At 68.1% G+C, this 20,644-nt stretch carries 17 protein-coding genes; 13 read left to right on the top strand and 4 right to left on the bottom strand.

What is annotated here, in order from left to right; all coding sequences use genetic code 11:
* The first annotated feature begins 175 nt into the window (after positions 1-175).
* Genes pilB through VFZ09_RS20865 form a run of 5 tightly spaced genes read left to right on the top strand, consistent with a single transcriptional unit; the run spans position 176 to position 7,380 of the window.
* Complete coding sequence (gene pilB / locus VFZ09_RS20885) at positions 176-1,882, top strand: type IV-A pilus assembly ATPase PilB (protein ID WP_329729381.1); 1,707 nt, start codon at positions 176-178, stop codon at positions 1,880-1,882.
* Between the two features lie 46 nt (positions 1,883-1,928).
* A complete protein-coding gene (locus VFZ09_RS20880) occupies positions 1,929-3,035 on the top strand; it encodes a PilT/PilU family type 4a pilus ATPase (RefSeq protein ID WP_329729380.1) in 1,107 nt (368 codons plus the stop codon).
* 51 nt (positions 3,036-3,086) lie between these two features.
* Complete coding sequence (locus tag VFZ09_RS20875) at positions 3,087-4,343, top strand: type II secretion system F family protein (RefSeq protein ID WP_329729379.1); 1,257 nt, start codon at positions 3,087-3,089, stop codon at positions 4,341-4,343.
* A 13-nt stretch (positions 4,344-4,356) separates the two neighbouring features.
* Complete coding sequence (locus VFZ09_RS20870; protein ID WP_329729378.1) at positions 4,357-5,961, top strand: two-component system sensor histidine kinase NtrB; 1,605 nt, start codon at positions 4,357-4,359, stop codon at positions 5,959-5,961.
* 24 nt (positions 5,962-5,985) lie between these two features.
* On the top strand, positions 5,986-7,380 hold the full coding sequence (locus VFZ09_RS20865; protein WP_329729407.1) for a sigma-54 dependent transcriptional regulator: 1,395 nt from the start codon (positions 5,986-5,988) through the stop codon (positions 7,378-7,380).
* A gap of 18 nt (positions 7,381-7,398) precedes the next feature.
* Here the strand turns inward: VFZ09_RS20865 and VFZ09_RS20860 are convergent, their stop codons facing one another.
* From VFZ09_RS20860 to VFZ09_RS20845, 4 genes are all read right to left on the bottom strand, one after another.
* A complete protein-coding gene (locus VFZ09_RS20860) occupies positions 7,399-8,166 on the bottom strand; it encodes an ABC transporter permease (RefSeq protein WP_329729406.1) in 768 nt (255 codons plus the stop codon).
* A complete protein-coding gene (locus VFZ09_RS20855) occupies positions 8,166-9,128 on the bottom strand; it encodes an ABC transporter ATP-binding protein (protein WP_329729377.1) in 963 nt (320 codons plus the stop codon). Before VFZ09_RS20855 ends, VFZ09_RS20860 begins: the two co-directional genes overlap by 1 nt.
* A gap of 4 nt (positions 9,129-9,132) precedes the next feature.
* Positions 9,133-10,035, bottom strand: a complete 903-nt coding sequence (locus VFZ09_RS20850) for a hypothetical protein (RefSeq protein ID WP_329729376.1) — start codon at positions 10,033-10,035, stop codon at positions 9,133-9,135.
* A gap of 95 nt (positions 10,036-10,130) precedes the next feature.
* Positions 10,131-10,775: a prepilin-type N-terminal cleavage/methylation domain-containing protein gene (locus VFZ09_RS20845; RefSeq protein ID WP_329729375.1), complete on the bottom strand. Its 645-nt coding sequence runs from the start codon at positions 10,773-10,775 to the stop codon at positions 10,131-10,133.
* A gap of 298 nt (positions 10,776-11,073) precedes the next feature.
* On the opposite strand from VFZ09_RS20845, the gene VFZ09_RS20840 reads away from it, so the two are divergent.
* From VFZ09_RS20840 to pilQ, 8 genes are all read left to right on the top strand, one after another.
* The gene (locus VFZ09_RS20840) at positions 11,074-11,964 is read left to right on the top strand and encodes a prepilin peptidase (RefSeq protein WP_329729405.1); all 891 of its coding nucleotides are present in this window, start codon (positions 11,074-11,076) and stop codon (positions 11,962-11,964) included.
* A gap of 16 nt (positions 11,965-11,980) precedes the next feature.
* The gene (locus VFZ09_RS20835) at positions 11,981-13,102 is read left to right on the top strand and encodes a sensor histidine kinase (protein ID WP_329729374.1); all 1,122 of its coding nucleotides are present in this window, start codon (positions 11,981-11,983) and stop codon (positions 13,100-13,102) included.
* Positions 13,103-13,151: 49 nt separating this feature from the next.
* On the top strand, positions 13,152-14,567 hold the full coding sequence (locus tag VFZ09_RS20830; protein WP_329729373.1) for a sigma-54 dependent transcriptional regulator: 1,416 nt from the start codon (positions 13,152-13,154) through the stop codon (positions 14,565-14,567).
* Positions 14,568-14,781: 214 nt separating this feature from the next.
* Positions 14,782-15,864: a type IV pilus assembly protein PilM gene (gene pilM, locus VFZ09_RS20825; protein ID WP_329729372.1), complete on the top strand. Its 1,083-nt coding sequence runs from the start codon at positions 14,782-14,784 to the stop codon at positions 15,862-15,864.
* Between the two features lie 39 nt (positions 15,865-15,903).
* On the top strand, positions 15,904-16,578 hold the full coding sequence (locus tag VFZ09_RS20820) for a PilN domain-containing protein (protein WP_329729371.1): 675 nt from the start codon (positions 15,904-15,906) through the stop codon (positions 16,576-16,578).
* A 14-nt stretch (positions 16,579-16,592) separates the two neighbouring features.
* Positions 16,593-17,201 carry a type 4a pilus biogenesis protein PilO gene (locus VFZ09_RS20815; protein ID WP_329729370.1) on the top strand — a complete coding sequence of 203 codons (609 nt, stop codon included), beginning with the start codon at positions 16,593-16,595 and terminating at the stop codon, positions 17,199-17,201.
* 47 nt (positions 17,202-17,248) lie between these two features.
* A complete protein-coding gene (locus tag VFZ09_RS20810; RefSeq protein ID WP_329729369.1) occupies positions 17,249-17,824 on the top strand; it encodes a pilus assembly protein PilP in 576 nt (191 codons plus the stop codon).
* A gap of 67 nt (positions 17,825-17,891) precedes the next feature.
* A complete protein-coding gene (pilQ, locus tag VFZ09_RS20805) occupies positions 17,892-20,609 on the top strand; it encodes a type IV pilus secretin PilQ (protein ID WP_329729368.1) in 2,718 nt (905 codons plus the stop codon).
* Positions 20,610-20,644 lie beyond the last annotated feature (35 nt).

Raw genomic sequence — 20,644 nt, 5'->3', positions numbered from 1 at the left:
GATTCAAAGGTTTGCCGGGAGAGCGGGCCTGAGGCGCCGCCTTGACAGGCTCGCGCGACCCTTCCTTTAATCCCGAAACATCGGTGCGCTCACGTTTGGGCGCATCCTGGGGTGTCCTCTCGCGCTGACATGCGAGGGGCGCCATCAAGCCATTTCAACGTTCGAGGCCATCTGAATGTCCGGTCGACTTGGTGAACTGCTGGTTCGTGAGAACCTGATTTCCGTCCAGCAGCTGCGCAAGGCCCAGGAGGAGCAGCAGAAGAACGGGACGCGCATCGGCACCGCCCTCATCAAGACGGGAGCCATCGAGGAGTCCAAGCTCACCGACTTCCTCTCCAAGCAGTACGGTGTCCCGGCCATCAACCTGAAGGACTTCGACATCGACGCGGAGATCATCAAGCTCGTGCCGAAGGAAGTGGCCGAGAAGCACCTGGTGATTCCCGTCAACCGCGCCGGTCCGTCGCTCATCGTGGCGATGTGCGATCCGTCCAACATCTACGCGGTGGACGATCTGAAGTTCCTCACCGGCTACAACGTGGAGCCGGTGGTCGCCTCTGAAATCTCCATCCGCGAGGCCATCGAGCGCTACTACGCCGAGAAGGGCCCGGACATGAACGCCCTCGTGGAGGAGATGGCCGACGACATCGAGGTGGCCAAGGAGGAGGAGGAGGAGGGCAACGTCGAGCAGATGGCCCGCGCCGCCGACGACGCCCCCGTCGTCAAGCTGGTGAACCTCATCCTCCAGGACTCCATCAAGAAGCGCGCCTCGGACATCCACGTGGAGCCCTACGAGAAGGACTTCCGTGTCCGCTTCCGCATCGACGGCTCGCTCTACGAGGTGATGCGTCCGCCGATGAAGCTGCGCAACGCCATCACCAGCCGTCTGAAGATCATGGCGAACCTGGACATCTCCGAGCGCCGCCTGCCGCAGGACGGCCGTATCAAGATCAAGCTCGGCGGTGGCAAGGAGATGGACTTCCGCGTCAGCGTGTGCCCCACGCTCTTCGGCGAGAAGGTGGTGCTCCGCCTCCTGGACAAGAGCAACCTCCAGCTGGACATGACGAAGCTGGGCTTCGATGCCCAGCCGCTGGCCTGGTTCAAGGAGGCCATCGAGCGTCCCTACGGCATGGTGCTGGTGACGGGCCCCACGGGTTCCGGCAAGACGACGACGCTCTACTCGGCGCTCTCCTCGCTCAACCAGATCGACACCAACATCGCCACCGCCGAGGACCCGGTCGAGTTCAACTTCGCCGGCATCAACCAGGTGCAGATGCATGAAGACATCGGCCTGAACTTCGCCGCGGCGCTGCGCTCCTTCCTCCGTCAGGACCCCGACATCATCATGATCGGTGAGATCCGCGACTTCGAGACGGGCGAAATCGGCGTGAAGGCGGCGCTCACGGGCCACCTGGTGCTCTCCACGCTGCACACCAACGACGCGCCTGGCACGGTGAGCCGTCTGCTCAACATGGGCATCGAGCCCTTCCTCGTGACGGCCTCGCTCAACCTGATTCTCGCCCAGCGTCTGGCGCGCCGCCTGTGCCCCGCCTGCAAGCGGCCGGCGGAGAACGTGGACGAGCAGGCGCTGCTCAACGCCGGCGTGCCCGCCGAGAAGCTCGGCACCTTCACGCTCTACGAGAAGGTGGGCTGCCGCGAGTGCAACGACCGTGGCTACCGTGGCCGCGTGGCCATCTACGAGGTCATGCCCTTCTGGGATGGCCTCAAGGAGCTGGTCATCAACGGTGCCTCCGCCGCCGAGCTCAAGCAGGAGGCCATCCGCCTGGGCATGAGCTCGCTGCGCATGTCGGCCCTGGCGAAGATGATGGACGGCGTCACCACGCTGGACGAGGTGGTGGCCAACACGGCGCCCGACACCTTCTAACGCTCTCGCACCACCCGCCACACCCCATACCCGAAGGACGGTTTTCGTGAATCTGCACCAGCTGCTCAAGGCGATGGTCGAGAAGGGCGCCTCCGACCTCCACATCACCACCGGCTCCCCGCCCCAGCTCCGCGTGGACGGCGAGCTCGTGCCGCTCAAGACGGCCCAGCTCACCCCGGTGGAGACCAAGCAGCTCTGCTACTCCATCCTCACGGACGCGCAGAAGCACAAGTTCGAGGAGGAGAACGAGCTCGACCTGTCCTTCGGTGTGAAGGGCCTGTCCCGCTTCCGCGCCAACATCTACATGCAGCGCGGCGCGGTGGCCGGGGCCTTCCGCACCATCCCCTTCAAGATCCTCACCTTCCAGGAGCTCGGCCTGCCCCCCGTGGTGGCCGAGCTGGTGAAGAAGCCGCGCGGCCTCATCCTGGTGACGGGTCCCACGGGCTCGGGCAAGTCCACGACGCTCGCGTCCATGGTGGACAAGATCAACACCGATCGTCACGAGCACATCATGACGATCGAGGACCCCATCGAGTACCTGCACCCGCACAAGAACTGCCTGGTGAACCAGCGCGAGGTGGGTGCGGACACGCGCAACTTCAAGACGGCGCTCAAGTACATCCTCCGCCAGGACCCGGACGTGGTGCTGGTGGGCGAGCTGCGTGACCTGGAGACGATCGAAGCGGCGCTCGTCATCGCCGAGACGGGCCACACCTGCTACGCCACGCTGCACACCAACAGCGCGGTGCAGACCATCAACCGCGTGCTGGACGTGTTCCCCCCGTACCAGCAGCCGCAGGTGCGCGCGCAGCTGTCCTTCGTGCTGGAAGGCGTGATGAGCCAGTCGCTCATCGCCAAGGCGGGCTCTCCGGGCCGCGTGCTGGCGCTGGAGGTGATGGTGCCCAACCCCGCCATCCGCAACCTCATCCGCGAGGACAAGGTGCACCAGGTCTACTCGGCCATGCAGGTGGGCCAGGCCAAGTTCGGCATGCAGACCTTCAATCAGGCCCTGGCGCAGCTGCTGGCGCGGCGGCTCATCTCCCAGGAAGAGGCCTTCGGACGCTCGAGCGATCCGGACGAGCTGCGCAACATCCTGTCGGGCGCGGGTGGCGGCGTGCCTGGTCAGCGGCCGGCCGGTCCGGGCGGACGCTAATTCGCGAAATTCGACTGAGGGGATAGACTCACATCCCCCTCGGAGGGCTGTATGGCGGCAACGGCAACCCAGAAGTCTGCACCCCAAAAGTCCAAGAATACGGCCCAGTTCCTCTGGGAGGCCAAGACCAAGTCTGGCGAGACCAAGAAGGGAGAGATGGAGGCCTCCGACATCGAGGCCGTCAATGCCCGTCTCAAGTCGCTCGGTCTCAATCCCGTCAAGGTCCGCCGCAAGGGTCTTCTCGACTCCGACCTGAACATCGCTTTCGGGTCGGGCGTCACGGGCAAGGACATCCTCGTCTTCACCCGTCAGTTCGCCACGATGATCGACGCCGGCCTTCCGCTGGTGCAGTGCCTCGACATCCTCGGCAGCCAGATGGACAACCCGGCCTTCCGCAAGGTCGTGTTCGCCATCAAGAGCAAGGTGGAGCAGGGCTCCACCTTCGCCGACGCGCTGGCGGACCACCCCAAGGTCTTCGACGAGCTCTTCGTCCAGCTGTGCGCGGCCGGTGAGGTCGGCGGTATTCTCGACAACATCCTCAACCGTCTCGCGGCCTACCGTGAGAAGAACGAGAAGCTCAAGCGCAAGGTCAAGGGCGCGATGACCTACCCGGCCATCGTTCTCCTCGTGGCCTTCGGCGTGACGGCGCTGCTGCTCCTCAAGGTGACGCCGACGTTCGCGAAGATGTTCTCCGACTTCGGCCAGGCGCTGCCGGCGCCCACCCAGTTCGTGGTGGACCTGTCCGAGTGGGCGCAGAAGTACGTGCTCCACGCCTTCGGCGGCATCGGCGCCATCGCGGCGGCCATCACGTACACCTACCGGCATCCGCAGGGCCGGCGCTTCATGGACAAGGTGTTCCTGATGGCGCCCATCTTCGGACCCGTCATCCGCAAGGTGGCCGTGGCGCGCTTCACCCGGACGCTCGGCACGATGATCTCCTCGGGCGTGCCCATCCTGGACGCGCTGGACGTGACGGCGAAGACGGCCGGTAACCGCTCGGTGGAAGAGGCCATCTACTTCGTGCGCGGGAAGATCGCCGAGGGCAAGAACATCGCCGGTCCGCTGCTGGAGACGAAGGTGTTCCCGCCCATGGTGGTGCAGATGATCGGCGTGGGTGAGGCCACGGGCGCCATGGACACCATGCTCAACAAGATCGCCGACTTCTACGACGACGAGGTGGACACGGCCGTCGCCGGTCTCACGGCGATGATCGAACCGCTGATGATGGTGTTCCTCGGCGGCGTGGTCGGTGGCTTCCTCATCTCGATGTACCTGCCCATCTTCGCCATCGCCGGTGCCGTCAAGTAGCGTCGGTGGTCTCGTGCTGGCCGCGCCTCCGCAGGCAGACGCGCTGCGGACGCGGCTGGTGTGGCTCACCGTGTTCCGCACGGTGGCCGTCAGTCTGTCGTTGGTGGCGGTGGTGGCCCGGCTGCTGATGCAGCCGCTGGTGGAGGAGCCCAGCCGCGTCGACACGCTGTCCTTCACGGTCATCGGGCTCGTCTACCTCTTCACCCTGGTGTACGGCCTCATGCTGCGCGGAGGCCGGGCGGACCGGGTGGCGGCGGTGGTGCAGGTGGTGGGGGACCTGCTCATCGCCTCGGTGCTCGTCTTCCTCACCGGAGTGGGGGACAGCCCCTTCACCTTCCTCTACCTGCTGGCCGTCATCGGCGCGAGCATCGTGCTGGACGGCCGGGGCGCGCTGCTCGCCGCGGGAGCCGGGGCCATCGCCTACGGCTCGCTGCTGATGGCGGTGAGACTGCGGTGGTTGGAGCCGCCCCTGGGCGTGGGGGACATCAGCCGGCAGCGCCTGGCCTTCCTGCTGGGCAGCAACGTGCTGGCCCTCTTCCTCATCGCCGCGCTGGCGGGCTACCTGACGCGCCAGCTGTCGGCCACGGGCGGGCAGCTGTCCGAGCGTGAGGCGGACCTCAAGAAGCTCGACAACCTGCAGCGGCAGATATTGGCCTGCATGCCCTCGGGGCTCATCACCTGCGACGAGGCGGGGCGGGTCACCTTCGTCAACGGGGCCGCCCGCTCCATCCTGTCCCTGGAGGGGCGGCTGCCGCCGGACCTGCACGTGGAGTCCCTGCTGCCGGGGACGTTGGGGCCGGAGGCCCGCCAGCGCCGCCGGGAGCTCACGGTGCAGACGCCCGCGGGCCTGCGCACGCTCGGGCTGACGGTGACGGGGCTGGAGGGCAGTGGCGGCGGGGGCACGCTCGTCGTCTTCCAGGACCTGACGGAGCTGCGCCGCATCGAGGAGGACCTGAAGCGCGCGGACCGGCTGGCCGCCCTGGGGACGCTGGCCGCCCAGCTCGCCCATGAGATTCGCAACCCCCTGGCCGCCATGCGGGGCTCGGCGCAGCTGCTCGTCCAGGAGCCCGGAGGGGATCCCTCGTCGGCCAAGCTGGTGGAGATCCTCCTGCGCGAGTCGGACCGGCTGTCCAAGTTGGTGGAGGACTTCCTGCGCTTCGCCCGTCCGCCGCCTCCCGTCAAGCAGGCGTTGGACCTGGAGGTGCTGGTGGCGGAGACGGTGGCCATGCTGCGGGCGGATCCCCTGGCCTGGCAGGTGGGGGTGGAGCAGGTGCTGGCCCCGCTGCGGGTGCCGGTGGACGCGGATCAGATCCGCCAGGTGCTCATCAACATCCTGCGCAACGCCTTCCAGGCGGCGGGCCCGGGCGGCCGGGTGCGGGTGACGCTGGAGGGCGCGGACGAGCTGGCCCTGCTGCGCATCTGGGACTCGGGGGGAAGCATTCCCGCCACGGACCTGTCGCGCATCTTCGAGCCGTTCTTCAGCACCCGGGAGGGCGGCACGGGGCTGGGTCTGTCCACGGCGTACTCCATCGTGCGCGCGCATGGTGGCAACATCCGGGTGTCCTCCTCGCCGCAGGAGGGCACCGAGTTCCTCATCCAGCTGCCGGTGCAGGGTTGAGGGGGAGAAAGGGAGAGCGTGGCCGTGCACATCCTGGTGGTGGACGATGAGCTGTCGATGCGCGAGTTCCTGGAGGTGTTGCTGGCCCGTGCGGGCTACCAGGTGACGTGCGCGGACGGAGTGAAGGCGGCCCGGGAGGTGCTGGCCTCGGCGAAGGTGGACCTGGTCATCACCGACATGAAGCTGGGCGCCTCGCAGAGCGGGATGGACGTGCTGCGCGCCACGCGCGCGCTGCCCGAGCCGCCCGAGGTCATCGTCATCACCGCCTTTGGCACGGCGGCCTCGGCGGTGGAGGCCATGCGCGAGGGGGCGTACGACTACATCGGCAAGCCCTTCGACAACGAGGAGTTGAAGCTGCTGGTGCAGAAGGCGTTGGAGAAGCGCTCGCTGCGCCAGGAGAACGTGTCGCTGCGCGAGCACCTGGTGCCCGGCGCGGGGGTGATGGGGGTGGGGCGCAGCGAGCGGATGCGCGCCGTGTGGAGCCTGGTGGAGAAGGTGGCGCCCACGCGCTCGACCGTCCTCATCCACGGGGAGAGCGGCACGGGCAAGGAGCTCATCGCCAAGGCCATCCACCTCAAGAGCCAGCGGGCGGGCCAGCCCTTCCTTCCCGTCAACTGCGCGGCCCTCAACGAGGGCGTGCTGGAGAGCGAGCTCTTCGGCCACGTGAAGGGCGCCTTCACCGGCGCCACGCAGGAGCGGCCGGGCCTGCTGGTGCACGCGGGCGAGGGGACGGTGTTCCTCGACGAGATTGGCGAGGTGCCGCTGGCCACGCAGGTGAAGCTGTTGCGTGTGCTGCAGGAGCGCAAGGTGAAGCCGGTGGGCAGCTCGGCGGAGATTCCCTTCCACGCGCGCGTGGTGGCCGCCACCAACCGGCGCCTGGAGGCCGAGGTGAAGGCGGGGCGCTTCCGGGAGGATCTCTTCTACCGCCTCAATGTGATCACGCTGGAGCTGCCGCCGTTGCGCGAGCGGGCGGGAGACATCGCGCTCCTGGCCGAGCACTTCCTCGAGCGTCAGCGCAAGGAGCTGGGGCGGCCGGGGATGCGCTTCTCGCCGGAGGCGCTGGCGGTGCTGTCCGCCTACTCCTTCCCGGGCAACGTGCGCCAGCTGGAGAACATCGTCGAGCGCGCGGCCACGCTGGCGGATGGGGACGTGCTGACGCTGGCCTCGCTGCCGCCCACGCTGCGCGGTGAGCCGGCTGCGTCGCCGGTGGCGGCGGCTCCCTCGGCGGAGGTGCAGCTCGGCCCCGGCTTCTCGCTGGAGCACCACCTGGACGACGCCGAGCGGCGCTACCTGCTGGCCGCCCTCTCCCAGGCGGGCGGGGTGAAGATCCGCGCGGCGGAGCTGCTCGGGCTGACGTTCCGCTCCTTCCGCTACCGCCTGGCCAAGCACGGACTGTCGGACCGGGAGGACGAGGCCTGAGCCCCGCCTCCCCGGGCCTCAGCGGAAGTCGCGCCGGTTGAAGAGGATGATGGCCAGCGCTACCAGCACGCCGGTGAAGGCCACGCCGTACGTGGCGGCCGACAGCAGCTCGCTGGAGGCGATGGGGGCGTAGTACGTCGCGTGCGGCCGGTAGTTGAAGCGGGAGAGGTCCGGCAGCACGTAGTACACGGCCTTGCCCACCACCTGGATGGCGCCGCTCTGGGACTTGGAGGCCAGCGCGTAGATGTCCGACGACAGGTGGCCGGCGAAGTAGACGCTCACCGTGACGAAGGCCGACACCATCTGGCTGGAGAAGCTGGACATCAGGAAGCCCACGGCGCTGAGCACCCACAGCTCGAACCACAGCATGCCCACCGCCGCCAGGTGCGCCGGGCTGATGGGGCTCTGGTAGAAGAACATCATCGCGAAGAAGAGCGCGGCCATGAGCAGCTGCAGCACCGTCACGGTGAGCATGTTGCCCGCCAGCCGGCCCACCAGGAACGCGCCACGCGACAGCGGCTTGGACACCATGAGGAAGATGGTGCGCCTCTCGATCTCCCGCGAGATGAGCCCGCTGGAGAGGAAGATGGTGAGCAGCACCAGCATCAGGCTCATGGCCCCCAGGCCCACGTCGGTGATGACGCGATCGAACGTGCCGACGGTGACCTCCAGCACGAGCGTGGTGGACAGGAGCATGGCCAACGCGAAGATGGCCACCAGCAGGGTGACCCGGTTGCGCCGGGCCTCCCGGAAGCCATTGAGCGCCAGGGCGATGAACGGACCCATCACGAGATCTCTCCTCCCACGGGACCCTGCTTCGCCTCTTCCAGGGCACGCAGGAACAGTTCTTCCAACGAGAAGCGGGCGGGCTGCAGCTGGGTGACCCGCCCCCCCTGCTCCAGCACACGCTTGAGCATCGGCTGTGAATCCGACTCGCGCACGTGCAGCAGCACGCGGTTCTCCAGGGGACGGGCCAGCTCCAGGGCAATGCCCAGGGCCTGGATGCGCTCCAGGGGCAGCCCCTCCACCGTCATCTCCACGTGCGTGGCCTGCGAGCTCACCAGCTCCGCCACGCTGCCCTCGCGCACGCGCCGGCCACCCACCAGCACGGCCACCCGATCACAGAGCGCCTCCACGTCCGGGATGATGTGCGTGCAGAAGAGCACCGTGGTCCCGCGGTGGCGCTCCTCGAGGATGAGGTCGCGGATCTGCCGGCGGCCCACGGGATCCAACCCCGAGGTGGGCTCGTCCAGGATGAGCAGGGCGGGCTTGGACACCAGGGCCTGCGCCAGCGCCACGCGCTGCACCATGCCCTTGCTGTAGCGGCGGATCTGCAGGTTGGCGGCGCGGGTCATCTGCACCATGCCCAGCACCTCGGAGACCCGGTCATCCAGCTCCTTGCCGCTCAGGCCATTGAGCCGTCCCGACAGCGTGACGAACTCGCGGCCCGTGAGGTACTCGTAGGGCGCGGGGTTCTCCGGCACATAGCCCACCCGGCGGCGCGCCTCGCGCTCGGACGGGGGCAGGCCGAACAGCCGCGCCTCGCCTCCCGAGGGCTGCACCAGGTTGAGGAGGATCTTGATGGTGGTGGACTTGCCGGCGCCATTGGGCCCGAGCAGTCCATACACCTGGCCCGGCATCAGCGAGAGATCCAACGACTGCAGGGCGCGCACCTGCCGGTTCATGAGGAACCCGAGCCGGTACGTCTTGGACAGGTTTCGGATTTCGATGGGAGAGGGAGAGTCCATGGGTTCACTGCTCCATGGGCATGGCCCATTGGTAGCCACGGTTGTCGGGGGTGAAGATCTCGAGCCGCCGCTGCTGGGTGACGGAATAGGCGCGATCATCGGCTCCGATGAAGAACCCGCCGCCCTTGGGGTCGTACGGAGGCCTGTCCAGGAAGCCCAGCCACAGCAGCGTGTCCACATCCGGTGGGGCCACGCCGAACTGCTGGCGGAAGCGGGCGATGGAGTCCTCCACGTGCCGCAGCTCGGCTTCCATCTCCAGGTCCCGCACACGCTGCTTGAAGATCTCCCGCGTCTCCTCGTCCTCCGCGGAGCTCGCGAGGGTCCGGGCCAGCGCGAGGCCCGCGTCCACGCTCCCGGATTGGGCATACAGGCGGGTGGCCAGGGCCGGCAGGTACGAGGGCGCACCCGGCAGCTTCGAGGCCCGCTCCAGCAGCTGGGCGGCCTCCTGGTACTGCTTGTGGAAGGCGCTCAGGTTGTAGGCCAGCAGGATGTGCATCTTGAGATCGTCCGGGAACATCTTCAGGCCCTTGCGCAGAAGACGTGTGGACTCATCCGTGTTGGCCCAGATCTCCCGCCCCGTGTTGGTGGGCAGCGCGCTGCCGGCGAACACGTAGACGAGGCCAAATTTCGGATCCAGGTCCGTGGTGAGATCCGCATACGGGTAGATGTCCCCGTACTCCTCGGCGACGAAGGCGCGGCCGGTGGCCTGGATGGTCTGAAGCCAGAAATAGTCGGCGACCAGCTCCAGGTAGCCACGCCCGGCCAGGCGCAGCAGCTCCTGGCGAGGGAGCAGGGGCTCCTGGTGGGGACCTCGGGGTTGCTGACGAGGCGGCGCCGCGAGCAGGACGAGAGCGGTCAGGCAGAAGGCGCCGACCAGCAGGGCAGGCAGGGAAGTTCGCGACCTCATGGGCGGCATTAAAACAGAAAGGACACCCGGGTTTATGCCCGAGTGTCCTTTCATTCTCGACGGAGGCTCAGGGAGCCTGCCCGGCGACGGAGCGACTACTTGGTGGCGTCGCAGTCCACGTCGTTGAAGTTCATGAACGGCGTACCGGCCACGGCCATGGTCTCGTCACCGTTGCCGCAGTTGGCGGCGCCCGTGGAGTCACCCGTGGAGATGTACCAGGTGTCGATACCGTCGGTCTCGTTGTCGATGTTACCGGCGGCGATCGCGTCGATGTTGCAGCCAGGGCAGGTGCCGGAGATGCCGGGCTTCAGGGGCGCGCCGCCCGTGCCGGCGTGGGACACGCCGATGTCGACGAACTTCGGGTTGGTGGTGGCGCCCTTGAACTTACCGGCGTCCACCGTGATGCCGGTGGCGGACGTCTGGTCGGCCTTCAGGGCCGCGCCCTCACGCAGCTCCCAGGTCGGGTCCTTCACGAAGTAGTAGGCGTAGCGGTTGCCGCGCTCGGGGGCGTAACCGATGATCTTGATGTCCTGCTCGTAGCGGTCCTTCTCCTGCAGGAAGGCGCGCTGCGTGGTGAACCAGGCCTTCAGGTTGGCCTTGGCCTCGCCCTGCTTGGAGCGAGCCTGGAACTTGATGAAGTTCGGGATGGCGATGGCGGCGAGGATGCCGATGATGGCCACCACGATCATGAGCTCGATGAGCGTGAAGCCGCGGTTCTTGCGGGCGAACAGACGGGTCATTTGAATTTCCCTTCGGGTGAAGGAGGGGTTGCGGCCGAAGCCGTCGTGAGGAATAGCACGAACGGTGCCAGGGTCAAACCCTCGCAGCCTCCACGCTGATCCAGGATCTTGGCTCTGGCGCACGGCGCGGGTGACGGTTTTCGGGTGCCAATTTTTGTCACCGGGTGACAGGAAACGTCTGCCCCGGTGACGCGCTTGGGCCCTATGCTCCGCCATCCGGAGATGTTTGCGGAACGAAGGGACGCGGAACGTGACTCCTCAGGCGGTGGAAGGCGCGGCCGTGACGTTGGTTTTCGTCATGGGCCTGCTCTTCGGCAGTTTCTTGAATGTCGTGATCGCTCGCGTGCCCGCGGGCGAGAGCATCGTGCATCCCCGCTCGCGCTGTCCCCGTTGCGGGCATCAACTCGCATGGTACGAGAACATTCCAGTCCTGTCGTGGCTCGCGCTGCGCGCTCGTTGCAGCTCCTGCGGTCTGCCCATCTCCTGGCGCTATCCGCTCATCGAGCTGCTCACCGCGCTGCTCTTCCTGGCGTGCCAGCGCCGTTTTGGTTGGACCCCCGAGCTGGTGGCCGCCCTGGTGCTGGTGCTGTTGCTGGTGCCGCTCTCCTTCATTGATCTGGAGCATTGGATCCTCCCGCATGAGCTGACGTGGCCGGGCATCGCCGCCGGAGTGGTGTTGTCCTGGCCGATGGGGTGGGGGAGGGTGCAGGACGCCATCATCGGCGCGGTGGTGGGCTTCCTCGTGTTCTGGGGGATGGAGTGGTTGGGGGAGAAGATCTTCAAGAAGGAGGCGCTGGGCGCGGGAGACAAGGATCTGCTCGCGCTCATTGGCGCCTTCCTCACGTGGAAGCCGCTGCTCGCCGTCATCTTTCTCTCCTCGTTGCAGGGCGCGGTGGTGGGCTCGCTGCTGCTGCTCGTGCGTGGGCGTGCGGGACCGGCGCCGGACCCCGAGCCCGGGCCGGAGTCCACCCCCGCGCCGCCGGTGGGCCCGGAGCCGGTGGACACCGGGGGTGAAGAGAAGAAGGCGGAGGACGAGGAGGAGGAGGAGGACGACTGGGAGCCGGGCCCCACCAGCATCCCCTTCGGCCCCTGGCTGTCGCTGGCGGCGCTCGAGGTGATGTTGCTCGGTCCCTTGTTGCGCGAGGTGCTGCCGGTGCCGCTGGACATGCTGTTCGCGGGAGCGCGGTGAGGGAGGGCGGACGCGGATGAAGTGGCGGATCGCCAGCGTCGCCTTCCTGCTCAGCGTGGTGGGCACGGGCCTCACCTGGCTCACCCTGCAGCGGCCGTTGCTGGCGCTGCTGGAGGTGGCGCGGCACGGCTCGGTGCACGGCTCGCAGGAGGCGGTGGTGTTGTCGCGGACGCTGGGCTCGCTGCCCTTCCTCCTGGTGTTGGATCTGCTGCTGCTCACCGTCCTGGCGTACGGGGTGCTGGACTTCATGGTGGGCCGGCCGCTGAGGCGGACCGAGGTGGTGGTGGAGCAGCTCGGCCGGCTGGAGCTGGACGTCTCGGTCCCGGAGAGTCCGGGGCCGCTGCTCTCGCGCATCCAGCGGGCGCTCTCGCGGATGGCGGCGGCGCTCCAGGAGGAGCAGGAGACCACGCGGCGGCAGGTGGAGGCGCTGCGGGCCGCCAACGCGCGCCTGGCCCGGGCGCAGACGGAGCTCGTCTCGGCGGAGCGGCTGGCCACCGTGGGCCGGCTCGCCGCGGGCGTGGCCCACGAGGTGGGCAATCCGCTGGCGGGCATCCTCGGCTACCTGTCGCTGGCCGGGGCCCGCGTGAAGGATCCGGAGGTGCAGGAGTACCTCGGACGCATCGATCAGGAGGTGCAGCGCATCGACGGCATCGTCCGGGGGCTGCTGGAGATCGGCCGCCCCTCGCGCGAGCGGCTGGGGCCGGTGGAGGTGGGGCACGTGGTGGAGACGTGCGTGCAGCTGGTGAAGGTGGGCCGGGATTTCTCGCAGGTGCGGCTGGAGCTCGCCCTCACGCCCGGACTGCTCGCGCGGGCGGATTCGGGGCCGCTGTCACAGATCGTCATCAACCTGTTGCTCAACGCGGTGCAGGCCATGGGAGGGCAGGGGCTCGTCCGGCTCTCCACGTGGAGCGAGGCGGGGGAGGTGGTGCTGGGGGTGGAGGACACGGGGCCGGGCATCCCGGCGGAGGTGATGCCGCGCCTCTTCGAGCCCTTCTTCACCACCAAGGAGCCCGGTCAGGGCACGGGACTGGGACTGGCCGTCTCGCTCCATCTGACGGAGGGCATGGGCGGGCGGCTCACGGCGGAGAATGTGCCGGGCGGGGGTGCTCGCTTCTCCGTCCGGCTGCCAGCCATCTGAGGCGGAATCTGGCCGCGCACCCCGGAGTGGGCTAGTTCTGAAGGGTCCCATGGCCCTCTTCCGCAGCATCCTCGTCGCCGATGACGAGCCCTCCGTCCGCCACGTGCTCACCCTGGTGCTCTCGGGGTTGGGTTACGAGGTGCGCGCCGTGGCCGATGGGGAGGAAGCGCTGCGGGAGCTGTCCGCGCGCGGCTACGACGTGCTCCTGTGCGACGTGCGCATGCCCAGGCGCGACGGCCTGTCCGTGCTGCGCCAGGCGCTCGCCGAGCACCCGGGGCTGACGGTGGTGGTGATGAGTGCCTACGGCTCGCAGGAGCAGGCGCTCGAGGCGGTGGGGGCCGGCGCGTACGACTACGTGCGCAAGCCCTTCAAGCCCGAGGAGATCGTCTTCGTCCTGCGCAAGGCGGAGGAGCGCGAGCGGCTGCTGCGGGAGAACCGGCGCCTGCAGGCCTCCGGTGGCGTCTCGCCCGGCGACGGCATCCTCGGCGAGAGCGAGCCCATGCGCGTGGTGATGCGGCAGGTGGAGCGGCTCGCGCCGGTGGGCACCACCGTCCTCATCACCGGCGAGAGCGGGACGGGCAAGGAGCTCATCGCCCGGGCGCTGCATGCGCGCTCTCCCCGGGCCGCCATGCCCTTCGTCGCCGTCAACTGCGGCGCCATCCCCACGGGCCTCATCGAGAGCGAGCTCTTCGGCCATGCGCGGGGCGCCTTCACCGACGCGCGCACCGCCCGGCGCGGCCTCTTCAGCGAGGCCGACGGCGGCACGCTCTTCCTCGACGAGGTGGGGGAGCTGCCCCCGCCCGCCCAGGTGAAGCTGTTGCGCGTGCTCCAGGAGGGCGAGCTGCGCCCGGTGGGGGAGAACCGCGCGGAGAAGGTGGACGTGCGCGTCCTGGCCGCCACGCTGCGCGACCTGGGCCGGCTGGTGGAGCGGGGCGAGTTCCGCGAGGACCTCTATTACCGGCTCAACGTGGTGAACGTGCGCGTGCCCCCGCTGCGCGAGCGTCACGCGGACATCCTCGTGCTGGCCCGCGCCTTCCTCCTGCGCTTCAACCGCGAGCTCAACCGCGAGCCCCCCGTGCGCGGCTTCAGCCCCGAGGCCGAGGCCCTCCTGTCCTCCTATGCGTGGCCCGGCAACGTGCGCGAGCTGGAGAACGCCATGGAGCGCGCCGTGCTGCTGGCCGAGGGAGAGCTGATCCTCCCGGAGAACCTGCCAGAGCGGCTCTGGGCCACGCCTCCCCCGGCCAGCGCGCCCGCGCTCACCCCCACGCGTCCCTCCTCCGAGGCCAACCTCTCCCTCAAGCAGGCCATCCGCGACCTGGAGGAGTCCTACATCCGCGCCGCCCTGCGCCGCACCCGGGGCAACCGCACCCGCGCCGCCGAGGTCCTGGAGATCAGTCATCGGGCCCTGCTGTACAAAATCAAGGAGTACGGAATCGACGCGGACGCAGAGGGGGAGCGAGGCTGACTGGCTGCCCGGTAGAGGACGGAGCGTGAACCGGTGAGATTTGACGGAACGCGTCCGAAGCCGGAAAATCGGCCCTACAAGAGCGGCGTGGGTGCACCGCCGTGGGATTCCGGGGGACGAATTGGCCGTCTGCTGTCCGGGCAGGCGCGGAGCACTTTTTAGGAGGGCTCGCGAGCCGGTGCTACGCTGGCGGCCCCTCAGGAGCAATGACTGTATGGCGAAGGGAAAGCTGGCTCTCGGTCTCGATATCGGATCGACCTCGGTGAAGATGATCCTCCTCAAGGAGCAGCGCAAGCGCGGCCAGGTGAGCTACGCGCTGCAGAGCTTCGGCATGAAGCCGTTGCCTCCCGAGGCCATCGTCGACGGCGCGCTCATGAACTCCACCGCCATCGTCCAGGCGCTGCAGGAGCTCATGACCGAGCTGAAGATCAAGAACAAGGAGGTCGCCATCGGCGTCTCCGGCCACTCGGTCATCATCAAGAAGATCCAGATGCCCCGGATGAGCCAGGAGGAGCTCGAGGAGAGCATCCAGTGGGAGGCGGAGCAGTACATCCCCTTCGACGTGAAGGACGTGAACATCGACACGCAGATTCTGGACGCGGGCGGCAATGACGCCACCGGCCAGATGGACGTGCTGCTGGTCGCGGCCAAGAAGGACATGATCAACGACTACACCACCGTGGTCTCCGAGTCGGGGCTGCAGCCGGTGGTGGTGGACGTGGACGCCTTCGCCGTCCAGAACATGTTCGCCTCCAACTACGACGTCCCCGACAAGGAGACGGTGGTGCTCATCAACGCGGGCGCCTCGGTGGTGAACATCAACATCATCTCCAACGGCATCACCGTCTTCACCCGTGACGTCACCATCGGTGGCAACCAGTTCACCGAGGAGATCCAGAAGCAGCTCAACGTCTCCTACGAGGAGGCCGAGGCGCTGAAGATCGGCGGCACGCGCGGGGACTCGGACGCCGTGGTTCCCCAGGAGGTGGAGCGGGTGCTGCTGGGCGTGGCCGAGCAGGTGGCCGGTGAAATCCAGCGCTCGCTGGACTTCTACGCGGGCACCGCCGTGGACGCCAACTTCACCAAGGTCTACCTCTCCGGTGGAACCGCCAAGATTCCGGCGTTGTTCAAGACCATCGAGTCGCGCGTGGGCGTGCCGGTGGAGATCCTCAACCCGTTCCGGAAGATCGACGTGGACAACCGCAAGTTCGACCCCGCCTTCATCATGGAGGTGGCGCCGATGGCCGCGGTGGCCGTGGGTCTCGCATTGCGCAAGCCTGGCGACAAGCTCGGCTGATCCCTCCCCAGCTTCTTCGTCTTCGAAGGACCGACGCACATGATGATTCGTATCAACCTGCTGCCAGTCCGGGCCAAGGTCAGGCCGAACGCCGGACGCCAAGTCCTGGCGCTCCTCGCCTTCGTGCTCGTGGGCGCCTGCGTGGGCAACTACATGTGGTACGCCGATCGCGCCGGCGTGGTGGACAAGCAGGCCGAGGGCCTGTCCAACACCAAGCGCCGCATCGCCGATCTCGACAAGACGATCGGCGAGGTGAAGAACATCAACACCCGCAAGACCGAGGTGGAGAAGAAGCTCGCCGTCCTGGACGAGCTGCGCCGCGGCCGCTCCGGTCCGGTGCGCATGCTGGACGCGCTGTCCACCGCGCTGCCCAAGAAGGTGTGGCTGCGCGTCTTCACCGAGGAGCGCGGCAACGTGAAGCTGGCCGGTTCCGCCGTCAGCCATGACGACGTGGCCGAGCTGATGCGCAACCTCAACAGCATGGTGTGGACGCCCAAGGGCATTGGCCGCCTGGTGGAGCAGCGCCGCGATGCCAAGACCTCCCGCGTGGAGCTGGTGGCGGCCGAGGCCGCCATCGAGGAGTTCCCCGTGACGGACGTCAAGTCCTTCTTCTCCAACGTGGAGTTGAAGAGCACCCAGCAGGGCGCCGCCAAGGCCGGTGAGGTGAGCACGGTGGTCTTCGACATCTCCCTCAACGCCAACTACGCCATCTGAGAGGACCTGGAGCCATGGACAAATACCTCGAGAGGCTCGCCAAGGCCCCCCCCGCGGTCCGCTTCGGCGGACTGGCGGCCCTGGTGGTGCTGCTGACCGCCGCCAACTTCTTCTTCGGCATCCAGCCGCTGGAAGTGCAGATGGAGCGGCAGCAGGCCGAGCAGCGCAAGCTGGACCTGGAGCTGGCGGAGAAGAGCGAGATCGCCCAGAACCTCAACGAGCGCCGGCGCGAGATGGACGTGCTGGAGCAGCGGCTCGCCGAGGCCCTCACCGAGCTGCCCGAGAACAAGGACATCGAGGAGCTGCTCGCGCAGATCAACGACATCGGCAAGAAGTCCGGGCTGGAGATCGCCCGCGTGGAGCCGGGTCCGGAGACGGTGGGCGGTGGTGATTTCTTCGCCCGCATCCCCATCAAGGTGGTGGTGAGCGGCAACTACCACGAGATCGCGATGTTCCTGCAGGAGGTCTCGACCATGCGGCGCATCGTCAACGTCAACAACATCAAGCTCGATGGCGCCAAGGTGAAGAGCGAGAAGGTGATGCTCAACAGCTCCTTCCTCGCCACCACCTTCCGCTTCGTCAACACGGCGAACGCGGGTGAAGGCAAGAAGAAGAAGAAGTAGCAGAAACTTGATCGGTCCTGGAAATGGGGCGACAAGGGGACCCGCGGATGAAGACGTTCCACTCCATGTTGATTTCGGGGGCATTGGCCCTCGCCCTCGCCGGTTGCGGCGAGGAAGCGCCTCCGCCTGCCGCGGCCGCGTCCAAGCCGAAGGCCGAGGCCCAGAAGGAAAAGGCCGCGGCGCCGGTGACGACGGTGACGGCCGCGCCGGGGTACGTCTACAGCTACAATCCCATGGGCCGGCGGGATCCGTTCCGCAGTCCCATCGAGGACATGGTGCGCGAGAATCCGCAGCCCGGTGCCCAGGTGTCGGCCTGCACCGAGCCGCTGTGCCAGTGGGACATCGATCAGCTCAAGCTGGTGGCGGTGGTCACCGGTGACGCCAACCCCATGGCCATGGTGGAGGACCCGATGGGCCGCGGCCACATCGTGCGCCGCAACACCCGGATGGGCCGCCAGGGTGGCAAGGTGACGCAGATCCTCCGTGAGGAGGTCATCGTCACGGAGACGACCACCACGGCGGACCGGGTGGTCTACAACCCGGTGAAGCTGGAGCTGAAGCAGCGTGAGGGCCGGGTGGACCCCGCCTACGACCTGATGACGGGCAAGAACTGGGAGCCGTAGGGGCCCGGTGACCTGGGCGCCGGGAAGTGCGGCGCCCAGGGCCCATTGCAACTTGTTGAGGGGAAGCATGCTCGAGGAGAGCGCTGTGACGAGGGGCAAGTTGATGAGCGTGGTGGCCGCCCTGGCGGTTGCCATCGTGGGTGTCGGGGCCGAGGCCGCCGAGCTCAATACGTTGCGCGACCTGAAGGTCGTGCAGACGGGTTCGGGCGCCCAGGTGGTGGTGGCCGGCACGCGGGCTCCTACCTTCACCGTCTTCCGGCTGAGCGGTCCGGAGCGGCTGGTGGTGGACCTCTCGTCGGCGGACGCCACGGGCATCAAGGGACACCACAACGGACAGGGACCGGTGGCCGGAGTGGTGGCCTCCCAGTTCTCGGACGAGCGCGCGAGCGTGGGCCGGGTGCTGGTGGCCCTGCACCAGGCCGCGCAGTACGACGTGCGCGCGGACGGCAACAAGGTCATCATCTCCGTGGACGGAGCGGTGGCCGAGGCGAAGGTCGCCGAGGCGAAGGCGCCCGAGGCCAGGGCGGAGCCGGTGACGCCGGCCGCGCCCGAGCCGAAGCCCGCCGCCGTCGCCAGCGCCGCGCCCGCTCCGCAGGTGGCCCCCGCGCCGCGGCCGGCCGCGGCCGAGCCGCAGGAGAAGAAGTCCGCCGCGCTGCCCGAGAACGTGGTGGCCGCCGAGGCGGACGAGCGCGAGGTGGCCCACCCGGCCCGCCGCATCACCGGCCTGTCCTTCGCCCGTGACACCCTGAGCATCCGCGCGGACGGCGAGGTCGCCCGCTACGAGGTGCTGGAGCTGGCGGATCCCCCCCGGCTCGCGGTGGACGTGTACGGCGTGGGCCTGTCGGCGCGCGCTCCGCGCGTCCGCTCGGGCGTGCTGAAGGACGTGCGCGTGGGCGCCCACTCGGACAAGGTCCGGCTGGTGCTCGACGTGCGCGGGCAGATGCCCGGCTACGAGGTGGAGCGCACCGGCCGCGGCCTGGAGGTGGTGCTCGGTGGCAAGGTGGCCCGCAAGCCGGCCGACACGCCCGAGAAGGTCGTCGCCGAGAACGAGCCCGTGCGCGTCAAGCCCGTGGACGCCCAGCTGGCCGCCGTCGAGGTGAAGGACCTGACCTTCGACGAGAACGAGTCCGGTGGCCGGGTGAACCTGAAGCTGTCGGGCGCGGTGGCCTGGAAGGTGGAGCGGCCGGATCCGCGCAGCGCGGTGCTGTCCATCGAGAACGCCCGGCTGCCGCGGCGCCTGGAGCGCAGCCTGGACACCAGCGCGCTGGAGACGCCGGTGAAGATGATCAGCGCCTTCGCGGTGCCCGGCGAGGGCAACCGGGTGCGCGTGGTGGTGGCCGCGGATGGCGCCATCGAGGAGAACGTGAGCCAGGTGGCCGGTGGCCTGTCCTGGCGGCTGAGCGTCAAGGGCGTGAAGACGGAGCAGGTGACCGTCACCCAGCGCACCGCCGGCTTCACCGCCGAGGCGCCCACCTATGCCTCCGAGGGCGCGCCCCAGCAGGCCCGCTACCGCGGCAAGAAGGTGTCCTTCGAGTTCAAGGACATCGACATCCAGAACCTGCTGCGCGTCATCGCGGAGATCTCCAAGAAGAACATCGTCGTGGCCGATGACGTGAACGGCAAGGTGACGATCCGCCTGCGCAACGTGCCCTGGGATCAGGCGTTGGATCTCATCCTGCGCACCAAGTCGCTGGGCAAGGAGGAGATCGGCAACATCGTGCGCGTGGCTCCGCTCAAGACGCTGGAGGAGGAGGCCCGGCTGCGCCAGGAGCGCAAGAAGTCGCTGGTGGCCCAGGAGGAGCTGCTGGTGAACCTCATCCCGGTGAACTACGCGTCGGCCAACGACATGTCGAGCCGCGTCCGGGACGTGCTGAGCGAGCGCGGCACGGTGACGGTGGATCTGCGCACCAACGTGCTCATCGTCAAGGACGTGCGCGCCAACGTGGAGAAGGCGCGGGCCCTGGTGCGCAACCTGGACACGCAGACGCCGCAGGTGCTCATCGAGAGCCGCATCGTCGAGGCCAACACCTCGTTCAGCCGCGAGCTCGGTGTGCAGTGGGGTGGTCAGGCCTCGGCCGCGCCCGCCACGGGCAATGCCACCGGCCTCATCTTCCCCAACACCGCGGTGGTGACGGGTGGCATCGAAGGCACGTCGCCGGGCGTCTCCGACATCCCCAACTTCGCCGTCAACCTGCCGGTGGGCGCCGGTCTGGGCACCGGTGGTGCGCTGGGCTTCGTGTTCGGCTCGGCCGGTGGTGCGCTCGCCCTCAACCTGCGCCTGTCCGCGGCGGAGAACGAGGGTGTCGTGAAGACCATCTCCGCCCCGAAGGTGACGACGCTGGACAACAACACCGCCCGCATCAGCCAGGGTGTGTCCATCCCGTTCAGCCAGGTGTCCGCCTCCGGTGCCAACACCACCTTCGTCGAGGCGCGTCTGTCGCTCGAGGTGACGCCCCACGTCACCCAGGATGGCAGCATCATGCTGACCATCAACGCGGCCAACAACCAGCCGGATCCTTCGCAGACGGGCGCCAACGGCCAGCCCGCCATCCAGCGCAAGGAGGCCAACACCCAGGTGCTGGTGAAGGACGGCGATACCACCGTCATCGGCGGTATCTACGTGCGCCGCGGCAGCACCCAGAGCAACTCGGTCCCCTTCCTCTCGAAGATTCCGGTGCTGGGGCTGCTGTTCAAGAACTTCCGCGAGCGTGATGATCGCCAGGAGCTGCTCATCTTCATCACGCCGCGCATCCTCAACCGGCAGACGATTTCCCAGTCCCTGTAGCCGGTCTCTCTGCCCTACGGTCCAAGGAGTCGATT

Origin of the sequence: Archangium sp. (assembly GCF_036277355.1) — a bacterium.
In the GTDB taxonomy this organism is placed as follows: domain Bacteria; phylum Myxococcota; class Myxococcia; order Myxococcales; family Myxococcaceae; genus Archangium.
The sequence above is the reverse complement of the archived record's forward strand: the minus strand, read 5'-3'. Positions and strand labels throughout refer to the sequence as shown.